This window comes from Paenibacillus sp. 3LSP (assembly GCF_032465655.1).
GTDB lineage: Bacteria > Bacillota > Bacilli > Paenibacillales > Paenibacillaceae > Fontibacillus > Fontibacillus barengoltzii.
The window spans coordinates 16903-36901 of the sequence record NZ_JAWDJI010000142.1; the positions used below are offsets into that span (position 1 = coordinate 16903).

21 protein-coding genes are annotated in these 19999 nt (G+C 52.9%); 17 read left to right on the forward strand and 4 right to left on the reverse strand.

All coding sequences use genetic code 11. The features are described 5' to 3' along the window. The first annotated feature begins 5 nt into the window (after positions 1-5). The 6 genes from RW092_RS11530 (at position 6) to RW092_RS11555 (ending at position 4399) form a co-directional block, all read left to right on the forward strand. Positions 6-932 (forward strand): carbohydrate ABC transporter permease, encoded by a 927-nt coding sequence (locus RW092_RS11530; protein WP_255315314.1) that lies wholly within the window; start codon positions 6-8, stop codon positions 930-932. 46 nt (positions 933-978) lie between these two features. Continuing rightward, a complete protein-coding gene (locus tag RW092_RS11535; RefSeq protein WP_316010253.1) occupies positions 979-2598 on the forward strand; it encodes an extracellular solute-binding protein in 1620 nt (539 codons plus the stop codon). Between the two features lie 138 nt (positions 2599-2736). Continuing rightward, positions 2737-3675 (forward strand): glycoside hydrolase family 43 protein, encoded by a 939-nt coding sequence (locus tag RW092_RS11540; protein WP_316010254.1) that lies wholly within the window; start codon positions 2737-2739, stop codon positions 3673-3675. Next, a complete protein-coding gene (locus tag RW092_RS11545; protein WP_316010255.1) occupies positions 3672-3818 on the forward strand; it encodes a hypothetical protein in 147 nt (48 codons plus the stop codon). Before RW092_RS11540 ends, RW092_RS11545 begins: the two co-directional genes overlap by 4 nt. After that, complete coding sequence (locus tag RW092_RS11550) at positions 3815-4150, forward strand: cupin domain-containing protein (protein WP_028538643.1); 336 nt, start codon at positions 3815-3817, stop codon at positions 4148-4150. The genes RW092_RS11545 and RW092_RS11550 overlap by 4 nt, the downstream gene beginning before the upstream one ends. Before the next feature lie 78 nt (positions 4151-4228). Next, positions 4229-4399, forward strand: coding sequence for a hypothetical protein (locus RW092_RS11555; protein ID WP_157268784.1), 171 nt, complete (start codon positions 4229-4231; stop codon positions 4397-4399). A 22-nt stretch (positions 4400-4421) separates the two neighbouring features. On the opposite strand, the gene RW092_RS11560 is transcribed toward RW092_RS11555, so the two are convergent. Continuing rightward, positions 4422-4685, reverse strand: coding sequence for an MBL fold metallo-hydrolase (locus RW092_RS11560; RefSeq protein ID WP_316010256.1), 264 nt, complete (start codon positions 4683-4685; stop codon positions 4422-4424). A gap of 12 nt (positions 4686-4697) precedes the next feature. After that, positions 4698-5105, reverse strand: coding sequence for an MBL fold metallo-hydrolase (locus RW092_RS11565; protein ID WP_316010257.1), 408 nt, complete (start codon positions 5103-5105; stop codon positions 4698-4700). Between the two features lie 193 nt (positions 5106-5298). Here RW092_RS11565 and RW092_RS11570 point away from each other — a divergent pair, with 193 nt between their 5' ends. Further along, entirely contained in the window at positions 5299-5820 is a 522-nt protein-coding gene (locus RW092_RS11570) for a YfiT family bacillithiol transferase (RefSeq protein ID WP_016311006.1), read from the forward strand. Between the two features lie 230 nt (positions 5821-6050). Further along, on the forward strand, positions 6051-8663 hold the full coding sequence (locus tag RW092_RS11575) for a carbohydrate-binding protein (RefSeq protein ID WP_316010258.1): 2613 nt from the start codon (positions 6051-6053) through the stop codon (positions 8661-8663). A gap of 41 nt (positions 8664-8704) precedes the next feature. On the opposite strand, the gene RW092_RS11580 is transcribed toward RW092_RS11575, so the two are convergent. Then, complete coding sequence (locus RW092_RS11580) at positions 8705-9784, reverse strand: permease (RefSeq protein WP_085170486.1); 1080 nt, start codon at positions 9782-9784, stop codon at positions 8705-8707. A gap of 204 nt (positions 9785-9988) precedes the next feature. Here RW092_RS11580 and selD point away from each other — a divergent pair, with 204 nt between their 5' ends. From selD to nagZ, 7 genes are all read left to right on the forward strand, one after another. Continuing rightward, positions 9989-11041 (forward strand): selenide, water dikinase SelD, encoded by a 1053-nt coding sequence (gene selD, locus RW092_RS11585; RefSeq protein WP_028538647.1) that lies wholly within the window; start codon positions 9989-9991, stop codon positions 11039-11041. A gap of 22 nt (positions 11042-11063) precedes the next feature. Next, positions 11064-12101, forward strand: coding sequence for a tRNA 2-selenouridine(34) synthase MnmH (mnmH, locus tag RW092_RS11590; protein WP_036624522.1), 1038 nt, complete (start codon positions 11064-11066; stop codon positions 12099-12101). 128 nt (positions 12102-12229) lie between these two features. After that, the gene (locus RW092_RS11595) at positions 12230-14638 is read left to right on the forward strand and encodes an S-layer homology domain-containing protein (RefSeq protein WP_316010259.1); all 2409 of its coding nucleotides are present in this window, start codon (positions 12230-12232) and stop codon (positions 14636-14638) included. Between the two features lie 375 nt (positions 14639-15013). Continuing rightward, entirely contained in the window at positions 15014-15472 is a 459-nt protein-coding gene (locus RW092_RS11600; protein WP_028538650.1) for a DinB family protein, read from the forward strand. 64 nt (positions 15473-15536) lie between these two features. After that, entirely contained in the window at positions 15537-16079 is a 543-nt protein-coding gene (locus RW092_RS11605) for a hypothetical protein (protein WP_316010260.1), read from the forward strand. A gap of 37 nt (positions 16080-16116) precedes the next feature. Continuing rightward, the gene (locus RW092_RS11610; protein WP_016311015.1) at positions 16117-16692 is read left to right on the forward strand and encodes an LOG family protein; all 576 of its coding nucleotides are present in this window, start codon (positions 16117-16119) and stop codon (positions 16690-16692) included. 49 nt (positions 16693-16741) lie between these two features. Then, a complete protein-coding gene (gene nagZ / locus RW092_RS11615) occupies positions 16742-18064 on the forward strand; it encodes a beta-N-acetylhexosaminidase (RefSeq protein ID WP_316010261.1) in 1323 nt (440 codons plus the stop codon). On the opposite strand, the gene RW092_RS11620 is transcribed toward nagZ, so the two are convergent. After that, positions 18052-18387, reverse strand: coding sequence for an MGMT family protein (locus tag RW092_RS11620; protein ID WP_316010262.1), 336 nt, complete (start codon positions 18385-18387; stop codon positions 18052-18054). The genes nagZ and RW092_RS11620 overlap by 13 nt on opposite strands. Before the next feature lie 173 nt (positions 18388-18560). Here RW092_RS11620 and RW092_RS11625 point away from each other — a divergent pair, with 173 nt between their 5' ends. Together RW092_RS11625 and RW092_RS11630 are read left to right on the forward strand one after the other, a co-directional pair. Beyond that, positions 18561-19391, forward strand: coding sequence for a DUF1361 domain-containing protein (locus RW092_RS11625; RefSeq protein WP_316010263.1), 831 nt, complete (start codon positions 18561-18563; stop codon positions 19389-19391). After that, on the forward strand, positions 19339-19902 hold the full coding sequence (locus RW092_RS11630) for a GNAT family N-acetyltransferase (RefSeq protein WP_316010264.1): 564 nt from the start codon (positions 19339-19341) through the stop codon (positions 19900-19902). Before RW092_RS11625 ends, RW092_RS11630 begins: the two co-directional genes overlap by 53 nt. Positions 19903-19999 lie beyond the last annotated feature (97 nt).

Genomic DNA, 19999 nt, shown 5'->3' on the forward strand with positions numbered 1-19999 from the left:
AAGAGATGAAAATGGAGCCAGCCCATTCTGTATCCAGTCCAGCCGTACAGCCCATCAACAATCGGTCTTCCGACAAAGTGATGGAAGTGCTGCTCTATGTTTTTGCGGTGCTGTTTCTGATTGTGATCATTTATCCGCTTTATTTTATCGTGATTGCTTCCTTCAGCGATCCTTCAGCAGTGGCGAACGGGCAGGTGTGGTTTTTTCCCAAGGGGTTTACTCTGGATGGCTATAAGGAGCTGCTGAAGCACGATAATATTTGGATTGGCTACAGAAACACGATATTGTATACGGTAGTAGGCACGGCTATTGGCCTGATCGTGAACGTGTCGGCGGCGTACGCGCTGTCGCGGAAGGATTTGATCGGACGAAAATTCCTTTCTTTATTTTTCATCTTTACGATGTTTTTCAGCGGCGGGTTGATCCCGACCTTCCTGACGATTCGGGATTTCCATCTATACGATACATTTCTAGTGATGGTCCTGCCGTTTTCCGTGGTTGTGTACGATATCATCGTGGCAAGGACGTTCTTTCAATCAAGCATTCCTGAGGATTTGTGGGAGGCGGCGCAAATGGACGGCTGCGGAAACCTCCGATATCTCGCCCAAATTGTGCTGCCCCTGTCCAAGGCGATCATTGCCGTCCTGGGGTTATGGATCGCAGTGGGTTACTGGAACTCTTACTTCAATGCTTTGATTTATTTAAAAAATCCAGACCTGCACCCCCTGCAGCTTATCCTGCGTAACATCCTGATCACCAACCAGATGCAGTCCGGCATGGGAACCGGAGAAGCGGCGCAAATCGCGCTTCGGCTCGCCAATTTGATGCGATACTCCGTCATTATTATCGCTACCGTCCCGATCATGTGCGTATATCCCTTCCTGCAGAAGTATTTCAATCAGGGGGTGATGATCGGCGCGGTTAAGAGCTAGATGGACACGTAAGGCATGGTACAATCTAAGAATGGGGGAACGAGCAATGAGCAAACATTCTGGTAAATTATCAGTCAAAAAATGGACCTCGCTTATACTTGCGGGAACGCTTGCCCTTAGCCTCGCGGGGTGCGGCGGCGGTAAATCTGCGGATTCCAGAAGTCCGGCGCCAAGCGATACGAGCCTTTTTAATAAAGAGGGGCTGCCGATTGTCAATGAACCGGTCACGCTGAAAGTGTTAACGATGCGTTGGGGAAACATGGGCGATACGTTTACCCAGAATCAGTGGCTGAAGGATTTGGAGAAGAGTACGAACGTCAAAATTGAATGGCAGGTCGTATCCTCCAACGATTGGAACGAACAAAAGTCGATTATGCTGGCCAGCGGTACGCTACCGGATATTATTTTGGGCGACCAGACGTTCTCCGACTCCGATATCGTGAATAACTTAAGTTACTTCCGTCCACTGGACGAGTACATTGATCAATACATGCCAAACCTCAAAGCAGCAATGGCCGAGACACCGGAGCTGAAGAAGATCAGTACGTTCCCGGACGGCAAAATCTATTCCTTGCCAACCCGGTTGCCGTCGCGTCCAAAAACGAAAAACCAGCCGGTCATCAACAAGGCTTGGCTGGATAAATTGGGACTCCAAGTGCCGGACACGATTGATGATCTATACAACGTGTTGAAAGCGTTTAAGGAGCAGGATCCGAACGGCAACGGGAAGGCGGACGAAATTCCGTATACCGAAACAGGGTTGTCTCCGGATTTCCTGAATCCTTTTGGCATTACTGATATCAACGCCACTAATATGCTGGTGAAGGACGGTAAACCGGTGTTCTATCCAACCAGCGAGGAGTACAAGGAAGGCTTGAAATATGCCCATAAGCTGTATGCGGAAGGCCTGATCGACAAAGAGCTGTTCACTCAGGATGCGACGATGACGTCGGCGAAACAGCAAAATGCGGATGCTCCGATTGTTGGATTTACGAACCAATGGACGCCGGATGCGGTATTTGGCAAATGGAGTGATCAGTATATCGCCATTCCGCCGATTGCAGGTCCCGACGGGAAGCGGTACAATCCGGGGAATCCCAACGGCATGAGCTTTAACCGTAACGAGCTGTTGATTACGACTTCCTGCAAATATCCGGAAGTGGCCGCCCGTTGGGCTGATCAGTTCTATACGAACGAAGCGAGCATCCAGAACTTCTGGGGTGCGATCGGTACGGTCATTCAGAAGAATGACGATGGGACCTATACTTTGATGGATCCACCGGCCGGAACCAGTGCAGATGCCTGGTACTGGGAGCAATCGCTGCGGGATTTTGGACCGAAATACGTCAGCCCTTCCTTCGAGAAGAACATTGTTCTTAACCCGAAAGCGGGCGACGGCTTGAAGCTGGAGATCGACAAAATGGGCAGCGAATACGTGACTACGCCATTCCCGAATGTGATGTATACGGCTGAAGAGTTCCAGGAGCTCCCAACCCTAACTACGGATATCGATACCTATGTATCAACGATGCGCGCCCAGTGGGTAACCAAAGGCGGCATCGACGAAGGCTGGGATGCTTACGTGAAGCAGCTGAACGCCATGGGCTTGGAGAAGCTGCTGAAAATCCGCACCGACGCCTACGACCGTTATATGAGCGTGAATTAACATCTTATCGCTTAGGAACCGCTCTGCATATGCAGGGCGGTTTTTGTATTCTTAATTCATGTAGGCAGGTATGGATCTCCCCGGCGGCGAATATAGCCTTAAATATCCATACAAGCCATTAAGCAAAGGAGGAGCCCCATGAACGAAGAGCAGATCAAGAGATCCGGAAATCCCGTATTTCCAGGCTGGTATGCGGACCCGGAAGCGAGGATTTTTCAGGATCGATATTGGATTTACCCGACGTACTCGGCCCCTTATGATGAACAGACCTTTTTTGATGCTTTCTACTCTACGGATTTGACGGAGTGGACGAAGGTGGAGCGCATCCTGACGATGGACGACATCGCTTGGGCGCGGCGAGCGTTATGGGCCCCATCGCCGATCGAACGAAATGGTAAGTTCTACTACTATTTTGCGGCGAATGACATCCAAAGCGACGAGGAGCTGGGCGGCATCGGCGTGGCGGTGGCTGATCGGCCGGAAGGGCCGTACCGGGATGCGTTGGGCAAGCCGTTAATTGATCGGTTTCATTTTGGAGCGCAGCCGATTGATCCTCATGTTTTTCTCGATGATGACGGAAGCGCTTACCTCTACTATGGGGGCTGGGGACATTGCAATGTGGCAAAGCTGACCGAGGATATGGTTCATCTGGACACATTCGAGGATGGAACCACGTTCAAGGAGATCACTCCGGACCATTATGTTGAAGGGCCTTGCATGTTTAAGCGTAACGGCATTTATTATTTTATGTGGGCGGAAGGGGGATGGACCGGACCGGATTATTCCGTGGCCTATGCTATGTCCGATTCACCGATCGGGCCGTTCAAGCGCGTAGGCAAGATTCTGCAGCAGGATCCAGCCATCGCCACCGGTGCCGGGCATCATGGATTTCTGCAAATTCCGGGCAGCGACGAGTGGTACATCGTTTACCATCGTAGGCCGCTTAATGAAACCGATGCGAATCATCGCGTAGTTTGCATGGATCGCATGTTGTTTGACGAGGAAGGGCGAATCCAGCCAGTGCAAATGACACATGAAGGCGTTACGGCCAGACCGTTGCAGCGGGCGGAAGGATGACGAGCAACTTTATGGATCTAACGTATTTGCAAAAAGGCAATGAACGACAACGCCAAGCTTACTATGAAACGCTGCTAACGCTGTATAAGTGGGAGGATGCACGGCTGCGTCATTTTATCGCAGAGAGGATGGAGATGAAGTGATCAGTAAACAGAACGCAGAGCATTATGTGTGGGGCGGAAATTGCGACGGTTGGCGGCTGGTGGATCGGGAGGAGTGCAGCATTATCCATGAGAAAATGCCCCCGGACAGCCAGGAAGTCCGGCATTTTCACGAAAAGGCAGAGCAGTTTTTCTTCGTCCTGTCCGGTTGTCTGCATCTCGAATTGGATGGAATCCAATACGAGCTTCATCCGCATGAAGGGCTTGAGATCCCGCCGAATATGCCGCATCAGGCCATGAACCGATCCGCTGAAGCGGTGGAATTCCTTGTTATATCCCGCCCGAATCCACGGGGGGACCGAGTGCTGGCTTAAATCCACTGGACGGATGCAGATAAAAGAAGAGGAGAACAGAAATGTACAGCCCCGGCTCGACCGGAGAACCTCCTGTATTTGATCGAACAAATGCTGCAAGAGCCAACGGCCGAGCGGATCGAAGCTTTTTACCATTCGGTCCGCACGTTTGCCGATTGGGGCGAGGACGACCGAAGCTGGCCGTCGCGTTTTATGGAAGACAGCGAATTAAACTGGTTAACCGGCTTAACTCCGGTAGGGGATATCTAGCGGTTCTGTTGCCGCGAACGGTTTATTTTACGCCTGCCGCAATCTCCTTCATCCGTTCTTGAACCGCCCCGGTACATACGCCGCCATGATAGGTGATCACGGTTTCCACATCCAAGGCAGCCAATTTCTTGACCGATCTCAGGGCCTGGGGGTAATCCTGCGTAAAATTCGGTACGGGCGGCTGTACCTGGCCCTCGCTAGAGACAACTGCGTCTCCGCTGATTAACGTTTTACTGGAAGGATGATACAAGCTAATATGGTCAGGCGTGTGTCCTGGGGTGTACACGACTCGTAATCCTCAGCCAAATGGCAAATCGTCCCCGTCGTGAAGCGCCGTATTGACTTTCACCGACTCGGCGTAAGCACCGCCCTTAATCAGCGGGATTTCACCAGCCAGATACGGAATCCCCTCCTCGTGGGCCAACACTTCCAACTTCCCTTCCTTCGCCCGGATCAGCTCCGGCAGGCTGCCGATATGGTCGCGGTCTTGATGTGTAATGATCACATGGGTCAGCTGATCCAAGGAGAATCCTGCTTGCTCCAACCCTTCGCGAATCACATCCAATTGCCCGGGAACCCCGGTGTCAACAAGGACGAGATGATCGGTACCCCATAATAACGCCGCATGGACAGCCATCTGGTTCCCATTTTGCAACTTCAGGTTGAGCGGCAACGGCAGAATGCCGGATTCTTTAGAATGTTCCATTTTCGTCCCCTCCTCGACATTTAAACATAGTTTAACCTGCGCCAAAATCGTAGCAGAGAATAGCCCAAAGGACAAGTCCTAAGCTTTAATCGTATGGAATAGGTTATCGACAATGTCAGCTTGATCAGGTATAAATGAATCAATAAGAAAGTGAAAGTGGCAGTTTAATTCCTGATCAGGAGGCGAACCAGACATGGACCCTAGATATCCGATAGGCGAGTATGCCTTCACAGGCGAGATTACGGCGGCACAGCGAGATCAATGGATACGTGAAATCGAGACGCTGCCGACGCGATTAAGGCAGGCGGTGGCCGGATTAAGTGAAGATCAGCTGAACCTTCCTTACCGCGAGGGCGGCTGGACGCTGCGGCAGGTTGTGCACCATCTGGCTGACAGCCATATCAATGCCTACACCCGGTTTAAACTGGCGCTAACTGAAGAGACCCCAACGATTCGGCCTTATCACGAAGACCGTTGGGCGAAGCTGCCCGACTACGAGGGAGACATCGAAGCTTCACTGCTTCTGTTGGAAGCGCTGCATCGTCGCTGGACCCACCTGTTGAGATCGCTGAGCGAGGAAGATTTTGAGCGTTCGTTCCACCATCCCGAATCGGGGAAAACGACGAGCTTGGCCTACAACCTCGGAAACTACGCTTGGCACGGAAATCATCATCTTGCTCATATTACGGCGTTAAGAACGCGGCTGGATCTTTAGTTCCATCCTTCTCTTTTGCAGACAGCCTGAAAGTCCTAATAAGGACGGCAGGCTGTTTTTTGTTTGCATCGAAATTGGAAAAGAACTTTAATTTCCGCTATAAATCGGCATTTTGAGTTATAGAAAGAAAGCGCTGTCTATTTTAACATGGGGTTCGTAATCGAACTTATCGATGAAAGGATGGATGATTCGTGAAGGCTGGTACGGGGAAGAGGTCGAGGTGGAGTGCAATGCTCCGATATGTACTGATGGCGATATTGGCTTGTTCGCTGACAGGTGGCGCGCAGATCGCCCCAAAACAGGCGGCCGCTGAAGGAGGAAGCACGCAAGCAACGGAGGCGGTTTATACGTTTGAGGCGGAGGCGGCGGCAAATACCTACTCCGGCAAAGCCGGTCCGGTTCCTTGCGACACCTGCTCCGGCGGGGCAAAAGTAGGCAACCTTTACCAAGGCTCGGCAATGCAGTTTAACGCGGTGAATGTAACGGAGGCAGGCGTTTATAAGCTAAGCTTGTCCTATATTTCCGGGGATCCCCGTTCGTTTATGGTCAGCGTAAATGGCGGAGAGCGGGAGCGCTTCTCGCCGCCGGCGACGAAGGATTGGAATGCGGTGGGCGTATTCGACTTCGAGGTCCGTTTACAGGCGGGCGATAATACGTTGTCTTTTGACGATGACGGCGGATATGCTCCGGATTTGGACAAAATCAGCTTGACCTTCGTCACGTCCTCGGAGCCGGGAACCGATCCGGGGAACGGTGAAGATCTGGAGCTTGGTGCGCCGCTCAGCACGGTGAAATACGGGCCGATTGCCGTAACCCGGCACGCGAAAGGGATGAGCGTAACCAGCGGCAGTCTGAAGCTGCTCTATAATACGGAAAATGGGCTCTCGGCGTACAGCTGGAAAAATCGCGGTGAAGAGGCCAAGATCCAAGGGGCGTACAGCTCCATTCAGTTGGACCAGTACTTAACCAGCAAGGATTACGCCAAGCATGAGTTCAAGCTGGAAGAGGTGGAGCGGTTCCACGACCGTGGCGGCAAAGGGATCAAGGTCACGGTGAACAACAGGCAGGAAGGTCTGCCGACCCTGAAGCAAATCTACTATATCTATGAGCAGAAGGATTACTTGCTCACTCAAGTTATTGCCGAGCAAGATACGCCGCTCGCAACGAACTATATTGCCCCGCTGATTGTGGATCACCGCGGCGGCGTGGATATCGGCCAATATGGCGACAACCGGGTGCTGGTAGCTCCTTTTGATAACGATGCATGGTCGCGGTATTTGTCCAAGACGATCAACACGGATCTAAACAATCAAAATTATGAAAGCTCGGAACTGACGGCCATTTTCGATAACGACAGCCGTCGCGGCTTTGTGGTGGGTTCGGTTAGCCATGATACGTGGAAAACCGGCATTTATTGGAGCGGATCCAATGACCGTCTGAACAAGCTGAACGTATATGGCGGCTTCACTTCTCTGGCTTCCACGCACGATTCGTTGCCGCATGCCAAGGTCAGCGGGACGACGATTGCTTCTCCGAAGGTGTTTGTTGGATTTTTTACCGACTATCGGGACGGTTTGGAAACCTATGGTCAGGCAAATGCAGTGGAAGCCCCGCCGCTGGCATTTGGTCCCGGTGTTCCGCAAGGGGTTCCGGTGGGCTGGAACAGCTGGGGAGCTGTCGGCAGCAAATTAAGCTACGATCAAGTGATCGAAACCTCCAATTTCTTTAAGGAGAAGCTGCAAGGAGAGTCGTTTAATAACGAAGGTCAGCTGTATATGAACCTCGACTCGTACTGGGATAATATGAACGATGAGCAGCTGGGGCAACTGGTGGATTATATTAAGGCGAACGGTCAAAAAGCAGGCATCTATTACGGCCCGTTCGTCTACTGGGGCGATAATTTGAACCAGACTGTGGAAGGCACGGACGGAAAATATACCTATGGCGATATCGTTCTTCGCGATGCGCAAGGGAATCCGCTGCCGAAGATCGACGGCGCCTATGCCGTCGATCCGACCCATCCAGGGACGAAGCAGCGTATCGACTATTATATGAATCGCTTTAAGGAGCACGGCTTCGAGTATATTAAGCTGGATTTTCTGAGCCATGGCGCATTGGAAGGCCAACACTTTAACCCGCAAGTTTTTACTGGTATTCAGGCTTATAACGAAGGAATGGCTTACATCGTGGATGCGCTGGACGGCTCGATGTTCATCAGCGCGTCGATCGCGCCGCTGTTCCCCAGCCAATACGCGCACAGCCGGCGGATCTCCTGCGATGTTGACGGTTCGCTGGGCAGTACGGAATACCAGTTAAACAACCTGACCTACGGGTGGTGGCAAAACGGAACCATCTACCGCTACACGGATCCGGACTATATGACGTTGGAGAAGGGCGGCTCGCTGCTTGGAGCGCAAACCCGAGTGAACGCGGCGGCGATTTCCGGTACTGTGTTCCTCAACTCGGATGATGTGGCGAATCAGACGGCCCGGGAATATATGGAGCAGCTGCTGGTGAACCCGGCGGTGAATGCGGTGGCGAAGAAAGGGCTAGCATTCCGGCCGATGGAGGGCAACACCGGAACGGCAGCGGCGGACGCTTACATCTTAAAAGACGGCGGGGGATATTATCTCGCGATCTTCAATTTCACGAACGAGCCGGTGGAACGGACGATCTCCTTCGAGCGGGCTGCCATGGACAACAAAGGGAAGTCCGGCTTCCGCGTGACGGATCTGTGGACTGGTGAAGAATGGCGTGAGAAAACGGAGCTGCACGTCACACTGCAAGGGGCCGAGTCGAAATTGCTTCAGCTTGTTCCTGTTGCGGGGGGCGGAAAAAAATAAACAAAAAAAGGAGCCGTGAATCTCGGCTCCTTTTTAATTTGTTACAGCACCCAAGCGCCCACAATCCCCGCAACGATGCCAAGGATGACCACTGAGGCGAACAAGAATCCCAACACCTTGCGCGGGAACGAACGCGACACCATCAGCAGAGACGGCAGGCTGACAGCCGGCAGCGTGATGAGCAGGGCTGCAGCTGGGCCTGCGCCAAGCCCAAGCGCGGTGAACGATTGAATAATCGGAATTTCCGCAGCCGTCGGAATGACGAACAACGTGCCGACGAGGGCAAACAACAGGATGGCCAGAATGCCGCTGCCCAACTCAACGGGGAACAAGACGCCTTGGAAGGCTCCCAGCAGCAAGACGGATAACAGATACGCCGGTACAACGTTCAGGATCATCATCCCGAGGCTCTTCAACCAGCGAAGAGCGAACGGCCCCTCGTTCTTCTGTTCGGCTGCCGCTTCCGCCTTTTCCAGCTCCGCTGGCGCGGGAACCTGCTGGCCTTTCGCCAGACGGTTGGCGAGGTAACTTACCCCAAACGTCAGCACGATGCCAAACACGAGGCGGAGCAAAGTAAATTTCCAGGACAAGACAAAGGTCATGAAGATCAATGTCGCCGGATTCAGTACAGGATTACCCAGCCAGAAGGCCAGGCTGGCGCCGACGGATACATTGCGTTTCCGCAGGCCGGCGGCGATAGGGGCGGCACAGCAGGTGCACATCATCCCCGGCAAGGAGACGATACCGCCCAGAAACGTGCTCTTAAACCGGCTGCTGCCGAGCACTTTATATAACCATTGAGCCGGCAGGAGCACCTGGACAAGCGATCCAAGCAAAATCCCGAGCACGGCGGCCTTCCAGACCGATTTGAAATAGGCGGCTGCATAATCGACCGCGGCACTCCATGAAATGGGACCGGAAGCATCTGATCCAAGGATCGAAGAGCCAATCGAATGCTCGGTGGCGGCTTTGAACGCTTTTCCATAATAAGGCCACCACTTGACATAACTTAGGCCAGCGATGGCTATGATGAGAAACAGAACGACAAATATCGCCGTTTTGCGTTTATCCAAACCGCGTGGTTGCTGTTGCGGATAGTTGCCGCTTGATGATGAAACCATAGACTTCATTTCCCTTCACATATGATTCAAAATTTGAACTAAGACACGAAATATAGTATACCATACGATGGCAAGTGAACTACATTGAATCTGCTGGTAAGCGAGAAGCGGGACGGTTGCCATTTGTAATTCAACGGAGTACGCTTAAATAAGCATAAGCTAGAAAATCCTATATCGATACGTAGGGAAGGATTGTGATCCGTCATGTCTACTGTTGAACCTATAAAATTAACATCCTTGTCCAGCAAAGGAGGCTGCGGCTGCAAAATCGGCCCGGCAGACCTCATGCAAGTGATTCGAAGCCTCCCGCCAACGGTGCCGAATCCAGATCTGCTGGTGGGGCTTGATACAAGTGATGATGCCGGGGTATATCGGTTAAACGATGACCTCGCGCTGGTGCAAACGGTCGATTTCTTTACACCAATCGTTGACGATCCGTACGCGTTTGGCCAAATCGCCGCCGCAAATGCGCTCAGCGATATTTACGCGATGGGCGGCAAGCCGCTCACCGTGCTGAACATTGTAGCTTTTCCGATTTCCACTTTGGATAAAAGCATTCTGGCCGACATCCTGCGCGGCGCAGGAGACAAGGTGCAAGAAGCTGGAGCGACGCTGGTGGGCGGTCACTCCATCGACGACAAAGAGCCGAAATTTGGCTTAGCTGTTACGGGATTGGTTCACCCGGACAAAGTGAGAACGAATGCTGGCGCCAAGCCGGGGGACAAGCTGATTTTAACGAAGCCGATCGGCGTTGGCATCATGACCACCTCGATCAAGAAGGATCAGCTCAGCGCGGAAGAGACGAAGCGGGTCACCGAAGTCATGTCGACCTTAAACAAAACGGCTGCTGAAGTCATGGAATCATACGATGTGCACGCGTGCACAGACGTAACCGGCTTTGGCTTAATGGGACATGCCCTGGAGATGGCCAAGGGCAGCGGAACCGGCATCACCATCTTCCAGAGCCGCGTGCCGGTGCTTCCACGCGTGCGGGAATTGGCGGAGCAAGGATTTGTCCCTGGCGGAACGAAGAACAATTTCGCGCATGTGGAAGCGAACATTACGTTCCCGGACTCGCTGGATCAGATCGGCCGATACATCCTGTGCGATGCGGTGACATCGGGAGGCTTGCTGATTTCTGTGAATCCGGATCAAAGCGAGCAGCTGTTGGATGAACTGCAGAAAGCCGGCGTGGAAGCGAGCTTGATCGGCGAGGTCACCGCAGAGAACGCGGGCCATATTGTGGTCGAAGCCTAGGAAGGGGTTTGCAGCATTGGATATGTTTCAGGATATAGGCTTGCAGGAATGGGCGGAGCAGCGAGAAAGCGGCAAAGCGATCACCATGATTGACGTTAGATCGCCCTCCGAGTTCGCCGAGTCCACGATTCCAGGCAGTTTGAATATCCCGCTGTTTGATGATCAGGAGCGGGCGGAAATTGGAACTTTATATAAGCAGGTGAGCGTAGACGCCGCCAAACAACGCGGGCTTGAGATCGTTTCAGCCAAGCTGCCCGACTTTGTCCGGAAGTTTGCGGAAATCCCGGGGCGTAAAGCGGTGTTCTGCTGGCGTGGTGGGATGCGAAGCCGAACGACGGCGACGCTGCTCAGTCTGATGGATATCCATACGTACCGGCTGGCCGGCGGATATCGCGCTTATCGCCAATGGGTTGTCAGCACGCTCGAGCAGATGGAGTTTGCTCCTGAACTCACCGTGATTCACGGGAATACGGGAAGCGGCAAAACCTTGCTGCTTCGCAAGCTTCAGGAACAAGGGTATCCCGTTATCGATCTGGAGAAGATGGCGGGGCATCGGGGCTCGGTGTTTGGGCAAATTGGGCTGCAGGCGCATAACCAGAAGATGTTCGACTCGCTGCTGTTGGATGATCTCCTGCGTTATCGGGAAGCGCCTTACGTGTTGATGGAGGCGGAAAGCAAACGAATCGGCAAGGTGGTTGTCCCTGAATTCCTCATGGAGAAGAAAGAGCAGGGGCGGCATATCCGGATCGATCTGCCAACGGACGTACGGGTGCAGATCATTTTGGAGGATTACGAGCCTTGGAACAATCCGGAGGGCTGTCTGCTAGCGTTCCGAAAAATCAAATCCAGAATCCATACGCCCATCGCTGCGGAAATCGAACAAAGCCTGCTTGCAGGCCGCTATGACCGCGCGGTTGAGCTTCTTCTAACTTACTACTATGATCCTCGGTATGCCCATACAGAAGGGCAATACGAGGGGGCGGAATTTACGGTGATTCGGGCCAACACGGTTGACGAAGCCGTCATGGAAGTTCAACGACTCTTACCGAAGTCGGTTTGATTCGGGGAATTTCTTCTTAACAGCTCGCAGAGGTTCTGCGGGCTGTTTTTTTGCTAAGCCGTTTTAGGGATGGTAAATTCAGCCAATTGCATTTACAATGGAAAAGAAAAATGGGTAAATGTGGGAAGGTGAAACGGTTGAAGCAACAGTTAAATCTAATCAGCAAAGCAGCACGGCAAAAGCCGCCTGTCAAATTGGCATTTCTTGGTTTGGTGGCGCTTTCAGTGGCCTTGCCGCAGGGGGCGGCGCTGGCAGAGGAGGCCACAACCTCTACGTCAACAACGACGACGATCGTAAACACCGGGAACTTGGGAACCGATCCGTCCAAGCAAGGGGAGGCAGTTGCCGATTCGTCTCGTGCCAAAATTACGAAGGAGCAGGCTATCGCTAAGGTTCGGGAGTTGTTTCCGGTTTTGAAAGAGGCGACAGTGAACCAGGTCGAATACGGGATTCATAATGTGTACCCTGCACCAAGCTATCAGGATGTCTGGACCATTCATTGGCAAGTTGAAGTTGGCAATGGGAGTCACAGCTTTTCAAGCAGGGTGGATGCCATCACCGGGGATTTGATGAGCACCTATATTACCTTTCCGCGACAAGGCAATAAGGTCTATTATCCTCCGAAATTAACGAGAGAGCAGGCTTCGGAACAAGCGAAGGCCTTTCTCGCCAAAGCTGCTCCATCGTTATCAGCCGATGAGGTGAAAGAAAGTGATTCTCTTTTTTACTTGGATTCGCAGGCTTTATTTGGTCCGGTACAGTATGATTTTTCTTTCGATGTTCTGAAGAATGGGCTGCCCTCCGGTTTTGAATCCATTCATATCACGGTAACCGGCGATGGAGAAGTCGTCTTTTTTAGCCGTTCTGAGGAGAGGTTGGAATATCCGTCCTCCGTTCCGACGGTTTCTAAAGCGGAAGCGGAGAAGAAGTTCCGAGACGAGTTCCAGGTTGAACTGGGGTATGTCCCGGTACGGAAGAACGGTGCCATTTCCGATTGGATCCTGGCTTGGCAGCCGGTTTCGGATGCTTTCCTGGCCATTAACGCCCAGACGGGACGCAAGATGAACAGTGAAGGTACAGAGCTGACCTCCACCACGATTACAATTAGCGATGTTCCAGCCGGGACCAAGATATTTGAGCCGCGCACTTCTAAAGTGGAATTAACATCTGATGAAGCCGCGAAGTTGGTGGAACAAACGGTTTTTATTCCAGAAGGCCGGAAGCTTAGATATCCGAGTATGAACAGCGATTACAGGAATCCGGAGAGGAAGACATGGAGCTTAAGATGGGAAGAGGAGCGCCAGAACCTGACGGGACCGATGTATTTCCCGGCCCAGACGTACGCCACGGTCGATGCCTTGAGCGGACAAATTCTCGAGTTCCAGATTGAAGCCTTTAATTATGGCGAGCCGCGTGAACCGTTGGCGCCTCCGCCTGGAGCAGCGAAACTGAATTATGAGCAAGCGAAACAGCGCGCCTTGGAATGGGTAAACCAGTTATATCCGCAAGCGAGCCGGAACCTAAAACTGATTGAACGCGGGGAATCTTGGAGTCGCCTCTCGAATGGAGAGCAATTCCGCTTCGAATTGACCCGTTACGTTAATGACCTTCCGGTGCTCGGTGGAGGGGTTTTTATTACGGTCGATGCGTATGGTCGGTTGTTCTTCTATTCTGTGAACCACGAGCAAATTCCGGAGGATCTGCCGAACGGCCAAACAGCAACCGTAACAGCGGAGCAAGCACTCCAATCGTACCTGGACAACTTTAAATTAGAATTGCAGTATAACCAGATCGGCGGGTATATGATTGATAATACCTACGTGGATCCAAAGGTATACCTCGTTTACTCACCGCAATTCAAGGATCCAGGAACGTCTTTTCAAGTGCTGAATGCCGTGACGGGCAAGTGGGTGACGACGTATGAGGGCATCCGCATGGAACCAACGCGGGGCGACATCGAGCCCAAGGATGTGAAGGGCCACTGGGCAGAGGCGGATTTGAAGACCCTGGTTCAATACCGCATTCTAGAAACGGATGAGCAAGGGAACCTGAACCCCAATGAGACGATCACGGTGGGGGACTGGCTGACCTATGCCGTGAAGGCGGCGAATCCTTATTATACAAGCTACGTGCTGGCATCCCCGTCTGCCGCGTCCGCAGAGGTCTCGATGGACGACAAGTATTCCCAGGCGGTGAAGTACGCTGCCGATTTGGGGTGGATCGATCCGGCCGAGCCGTTACAACTGGATCAGAAGTTGACCCGGGAGCAGCTGGCCGTATTGCTTACCTCGATGGTCAAATACGATCGCTTGGCGGCGAATTTCTTCGGCAAAGACGCATTCATCAACCAGTTCAGCGATGCCAAGCAAATCACTCGCCCCGGCGAGGTCACCATAGCGGTTCGACTCGGATTGCTGCAAGGCCAGAACGGCAAATTCAACCCGCAGCGCCAAGTCACCAAAGCCGAAGCCGCTTCTATCCTGATGAGATTGGTGAAGCTCCAAGGTCATACCGATCAGCCGATTGCCTCGCAGTAAGCCCCAGGATAGAGTGTTGACTCTCCCCTTTGAGGAGGCATTACGCTCCGGGATTGCCCACAATGATGAGAAAGTTCAACAGCTCATCGAAAGACATCTGGATTTTATGAAAAAATATGGTCAGAAGGACAACAAAACGGGCTGGCGTATTACTTGCTGGCAGCGGCTGAAGCTTATGCAGCTACCGTATCGGGTACCGCCGGCAGTGATCAGTAATCCATATGAGGCCAATCCCACAAAGGCTCCCGTGACCTGAGGTCCGGGGCCTTTTTACATTCCGCGTGCTGAATTAAGACAGACACTTATGGTAAAATCAGGTTACTGCTGAGGGCGTGGAGTAGAGTGGCACCTTTACCAGGGAAAGGAGTTGGATCGATGTTAAAGTGGTTTCAATATAATTGGCAAGTCCGGGACGAATGGTTTCACTGGTGTGAGAACATTCCTGAAGAAGAGCTGCTGCGCAAGCGGGTTGGCGGTGTGGGGAGTATTTTACAGACCTTATTTCATATCGTTGATGTTGAATGGAGCTGGATCCGTACCATCGAAGGGAAGCCGGATTTTCAGGAGGACTTCAAATCATTTATGTCCTTGGAATTGGTGAGGAAGCTGTCGGATTCCTTTCATACGGAAGTCGAGGCATTTCTTCAAACTTGGACCCCAGAGATGGAGGGACTGCTTGTGACCGATTCCTGGGGAAGAGAGTTTACGCAAGGTGAAATCCTCCGTCATATCATTGCCCACGAGATTCATCATATCGGTCAGCTGTCCGTGTGGTCACGGGAATTGGGGAAGGTGCCGGTGTCGCCGAATTTTATTGACCGAGGCCTTCGTTAGCTTTTGATCAAAAAAGGGTAACCTAATCCATATCTCCCAAATGACGACGGAGGAGGAAACGACTTTGAGACAAAACATTCAGGTGCCCTTTGGTTATGAACCTCCGGCCCCGAGCCGGAAAGGGACGTTCATTTTCTACGATTCCTTTGAGTCTATTTCAGACGAAGAGCTGCTGCGGGCCGCCGAAGAGGCGGAGACCCGCAAGTTTGCGAAGCTGGTCCTTTATCCGCTGCACGAAGAAACGGTGAGACGGATGTCGAAAGAACCGGTGAGTCCTTTCTATCGCAGAGAGGACCGGCTGCATGCATGGAGACGAGAGCAGAAGGGAACCGGTCCGGCGATCCTTGTGGAAGGCTGGGAAGGCAAGCGAAAAAAGTATACGCCCATCGACACAGCCCTTCGCCACCTGACGGAGGTGTATCCGGCTCCCCATTTCCTGTATCTGACTCCGGAGATGGCGAACCAATTTGCTTCCTTCTCCTCTTTTGAGGAGTGGATCGTCAAGATCCGGCTTCTGCTGGCGGCCGAGCCGAGTCATCCCCATCCGCGGCTGGAGAAGTACAGCCATCGTTGGGATTTGTCCGGTACACGGTTAGATTTCGCTTGAAGACGTGGGGTCCATTTACTTTGCAGGAGGGAAGAGGATGAAATCGATTTGCGTATTTGCCGGCTCGCGATTTGGCGAAGACGAACAATACCGCATCCAGGCGGAACAGCTGGGAAAAGTCATGGCACAGCGGGGATACCGCTTAATTTATGGTGGTTCGAGGCATGGGCTGATGGGTGCCGTAGCGAATGCGATCTTGGAGGCAGGCGGTGAAGCGATTGGCGTCATGCCCTCCGGTTTGATTCACGGTGAAATGGCGCACCCGGGGCTGACGCAGTTTATCGAGGTCGAAGGCATGCATGCCCGGAAGGCGAAGATGAGCGAGCTCGCAGACGGGTTCATCGCTCTGCCCGGTGGATTTGGCACGTTGGAGGAATTGTTTGAGGTGCTGTGTTGGCTGCAAATCGGTATCCACCAGAAGCCGGTTGGCGTTCTCAATGTGCAGGGCTATTATGAGCCCCTGATGGAGTTGGTGAATTCCTGCATCCGAGCGGGCTTTGTCCATCCCGGGCATGAAGCCTTGATTAATGTCGCCGAGGAACCAGAAGAATTGTTGATGCGGATGGAGAATTTTGTACCGGTCATTGCAGAGAAGAAATGGAAGCAGGGGTGAAGCGACTCCCGTGAAGTTTAGGCATACAAAAAGAGACGGAGGCGATAAAATGGACAGAATCAACACATCGCATCGGAGCAAAAGCCTCTGGACGATCACTTGCTTGCTGCTGCTTGTGACCCTCTTGATTGGAGGATGTTCGGGGGCTGCTCGCAATCCTTCGTCTTCGGCTGGCGAAGGAACGGGGGCTTCCGGCTCCAACGGGACGGAGACGAACCAAGGGCAGACGCCCCCTTCAACCCCTGAAGCGCCGGAGGAACCGGAGAAACCGGCTGATCCTGCCGCCAAACTGCTGGATGAGCTCAGCACCGATGAGAAAATCGGCCAGCTTGTTCTGGTAGGCATGGATGGAACGGAGCCAAATGACGTGACTCGGCAGCTCATTGAGGAGTATCACGTGGGGGGCTTTATTTTCTATAAAAACAACATCCAGGACACCAAGCAGGCGCTGGCCTTATTTAACGGCTTGAAAACCGCTAACCAGAACAAGGCGGTGCCGCTGTTTCTGAGCGTGGACGAAGAAGGCGGACGGGTCAGCCGCATGCCTGGCGAACTTGCGAAGTTGCCCGCCGCTCGCAAAATCGGTAATACCGGCAGCACGGAATTGGCGGGGCAAATCGGCGAGATCATTGGGAAAGAGCTGGCCGGCTTCGGACTGAACCTGGACTTTGCCCCGGTGCTTGACGTCAACAGCAATCCGGATAATCCAGTGATTGGGGATCGGGCATTTGGCACGAAGCCGGAGATCGTTAGCCGTATGGGTATTGCCGTAATGAAGGGAATTCAGGAGCAGGGGATCATTCCGGTCGTAAAGCATTTTCCGGGACATGGGGATACTTCGGTGGATTCGCACCTGGGGTTGCCCGTGGTAGAGCATGACTTGGACCGGCTGCGGAAGCTGGAGCTGGTGCCCTTTAAGCAGGCGATTCAAGAGGGGGCGGATGTCGTCATGATCGCTCACCTGTTGATGCCCAAGCTGGACCCTGATCATCCGGCTTCCTTCTCCAAGGCGGTGATTCATGACTTGCTGCGGGAGGAGCTGGGATACGAGGGGACGATCATTTCCGATGATATGACGATGGGCGCCATCGTGGAGCATTACGATATCCGTGACGCGGCCGTGCAGTTCATTCAGGCCGGCGGGAACATCGTGCTCGTGGGCCGTGACGCAGAGAAGGAGAAGCAGGTGATTCAGGCGTTGCGCGATGCCGTCAACTCCGGCAAGATTTCAACGGAAACGTTGGATGAACGAGTGTATGATGTGCTGAAGCTGAAGCAGAAATATCAGCTCAGCAACGACCCTGCGCAGGGACCAAATACGAAGCAATTAAATCAGGATATCAGCGATATCCTTAAGCCTTACGGGCTTTGACCCCTGGAGCTGTCCGGGCGGTACTGGTGCTGGTAACGATCCAGATCAATTCGTCCGCCTGGCAGCACTTCAACGCCTTCCGCCTCCAGGTTCCAGGTCTGCTCTTGGAAGGCGGATTCGTCTTGCAATGCGATGTGCCCCTTCCCGTTCACAACCCGGTGCCATGGTAGTCCGTATTTGCTGCTCATGCTGTGAAGAATGCGGACCACCTGCCTCGCGGCACGGGGACTTCCTGCTGCGGCAGCGATTTGGCCGTAGGTCATCACTTTGCCTGGCGGGATGGAGGAGATGATTTCAATCGTTCGTGCGGTAAATGGCTGCATGATGAACAACTCCTTATTTTCAAGGTTGTCTATACCGTTATATACCACGCCGCAATCGTAAGTTCCAGCGCTACCTTATCCGTCCCAGCCAGGAACAGAGGAGGATCGCTGCTATGGTAACGATCCGCCGGCTCCAAACGTATATAGGTCAAAGGCAGACGGGAGGGATAGGTTTGCAACGGTGGAGGATGCTGGGGTATCCGGAGAAATGGATTTTATATGCGGTTTTATTTATGTTCACGGTGATTGGGATGAAATATGCCATCAGCACGAGGTTGCCAGATGGCGGACGGCCGCCTTATTTGTTCCTAATCTGGAACGTGTTTTTGGCTTGGATTCCGCTTGGGCTGGCAGTTCTGCTCGATGTGATTCACTTGATCCCATCGCGAACAGTCAAGGTGGCTTTAGGCGTTCCGGTTGGGCTGTTATGGCTGTTTTTCTATCCGAATGCGGCATATCTCATCACCGATTTGCTGCACCCGTTTAACCGCTACCCGATTGCAGCAGGCACCCGGTTCTGGGAAGAGCTGTTGTTCTGGGATCACCTTTTAACGTTGTTGTTTGCCGCGTTACTCGGTTTGGCGCTGGCAACGGTATCCTTGGCATCCGTACATCACCTGGTGCGGCGAGCGGGAGGCAGCTTGGCAGGCTGGGCGTTTGCCGTCCTCGTGCTGCTGCTGAGCAGTTTCGGCATTTATCTCGGCCGCTTTATCCGCTGGAACAGCTGGGACCTGCTCAGGCATCCGGGATATGTGCTCGAGGAAACATTAGCTTATTTCACCGATGCCGCGAACGTGGCGCATATGGTGGGATTTTGCAAATGGATCTTTCTCATTACCTTCTTCTGTTATGTGGTGCATTACGGGTTGGCGAGAATTTATCACACCTCGGAACGGGGGCAAGGGATAAGGGGTAACAGAAAAATCGAAGCGAGATCCGGGGGGATGGGACATGACGGAAATGAAAGAGCAGCTGCGGCGGCAGTTTCCAGTCCTGGAAAGTGAGCGGCTGGTGCTGCGACGGCTGCTTCCGGAGGATGCGGAGGCGATGTTTCGCTGCATGTCCGATCCGGCGGTGCGCGCCTTTACGGATCTGAATCCGGGGAAACTGCTGTTTCCCGGTCGACTCTATCGCTACTTCGAGGAATCCTACCGGTTTTTGCGGGATCTACACTTTGCTGTGATTCGTAAAACGGAAGGGGATTGGATTGGGTTGTGCTCGCTGCAGCATTGGGATATTGAGGGGCAAACGGCACGGCTCGGTTATCTGATCGCCCCGGCGTATTGGAACCAGGGCTATGCAACCGAGGCGGCAGCGAGTGTGCTGTATTTCGCCTTTGAGACGCTTGGACTTGGTTCCGTTGAAGCGCGCTGCAGCCCGGACAATCCGGCATCAGAGCGCGTCCTTCGGAAATGCGGTCTGCGGGAAGCAGGTAGGCTCTCCCCGGCGGGACGCAGAGGCCAAAAATGTGTGCTCAAGCGATATATCATCGAAGGGAAGTCCTTTGAAACATAAGTGATCGTTTTTGTTACACAAATGAAATATAGCTGTGATCAAACCCTAATAGAAAGGGGGTACACTTATTACATGACCCCCTTTTGAATATATATCT

Bases quoted from the DNA above. Each gene is read 5' to 3' on its own strand.
- RW092_RS11530 (WP_255315314.1), top strand. From the start codon at position 6: ATGAAAATGGAGCCAGCCCATTCTGTATCCAGTCCAGCCGTACAGCCC.
- RW092_RS11535 (WP_316010253.1), top strand. From the start codon at position 979: ATGAGCAAACATTCTGGTAAATTATCAGTCAAAAAATGGACCTCGCTT.
- RW092_RS11540 (WP_316010254.1), top strand. From the start codon at position 2,737: ATGAACGAAGAGCAGATCAAGAGATCCGGAAATCCCGTATTTCCAGGC.
- RW092_RS11545 (WP_316010255.1), top strand. From the start codon at position 3,672: ATGACGAGCAACTTTATGGATCTAACGTATTTGCAAAAAGGCAATGAA.
- RW092_RS11565 (WP_316010257.1), bottom strand. From the start codon at position 5,105: ATGGAACATTCTAAAGAATCCGGCATTCTGCCGTTGCCGCTCAACCTG.
- RW092_RS11570 (WP_016311006.1), top strand. From the start codon at position 5,299: ATGGACCCTAGATATCCGATAGGCGAGTATGCCTTCACAGGCGAGATT.
- RW092_RS11575 (WP_316010258.1), top strand. From the start codon at position 6,051: ATGCTCCGATATGTACTGATGGCGATATTGGCTTGTTCGCTGACAGGT.
- RW092_RS11580 (WP_085170486.1), bottom strand. From the start codon at position 9,784: ATGGTTTCATCATCAAGCGGCAACTATCCGCAACAGCAACCACGCGGT.
- selD (WP_028538647.1), top strand. From the start codon at position 9,989: ATGTCTACTGTTGAACCTATAAAATTAACATCCTTGTCCAGCAAAGGA.
- mnmH (WP_036624522.1), top strand. From the start codon at position 11,064: ATGTTTCAGGATATAGGCTTGCAGGAATGGGCGGAGCAGCGAGAAAGC.
- RW092_RS11600 (WP_028538650.1), top strand. From the start codon at position 15,014: ATGTTAAAGTGGTTTCAATATAATTGGCAAGTCCGGGACGAATGGTTT.
- RW092_RS11610 (WP_016311015.1), top strand. From the start codon at position 16,117: ATGAAATCGATTTGCGTATTTGCCGGCTCGCGATTTGGCGAAGACGAA.
- nagZ (WP_316010261.1), top strand. From the start codon at position 16,742: ATGGACAGAATCAACACATCGCATCGGAGCAAAAGCCTCTGGACGATC.
- RW092_RS11620 (WP_316010262.1), bottom strand. From the start codon at position 18,387: ATGCAGCCATTTACCGCACGAACGATTGAAATCATCTCCTCCATCCCG.
- RW092_RS11630 (WP_316010264.1), top strand. From the start codon at position 19,339: ATGACGGAAATGAAAGAGCAGCTGCGGCGGCAGTTTCCAGTCCTGGAA.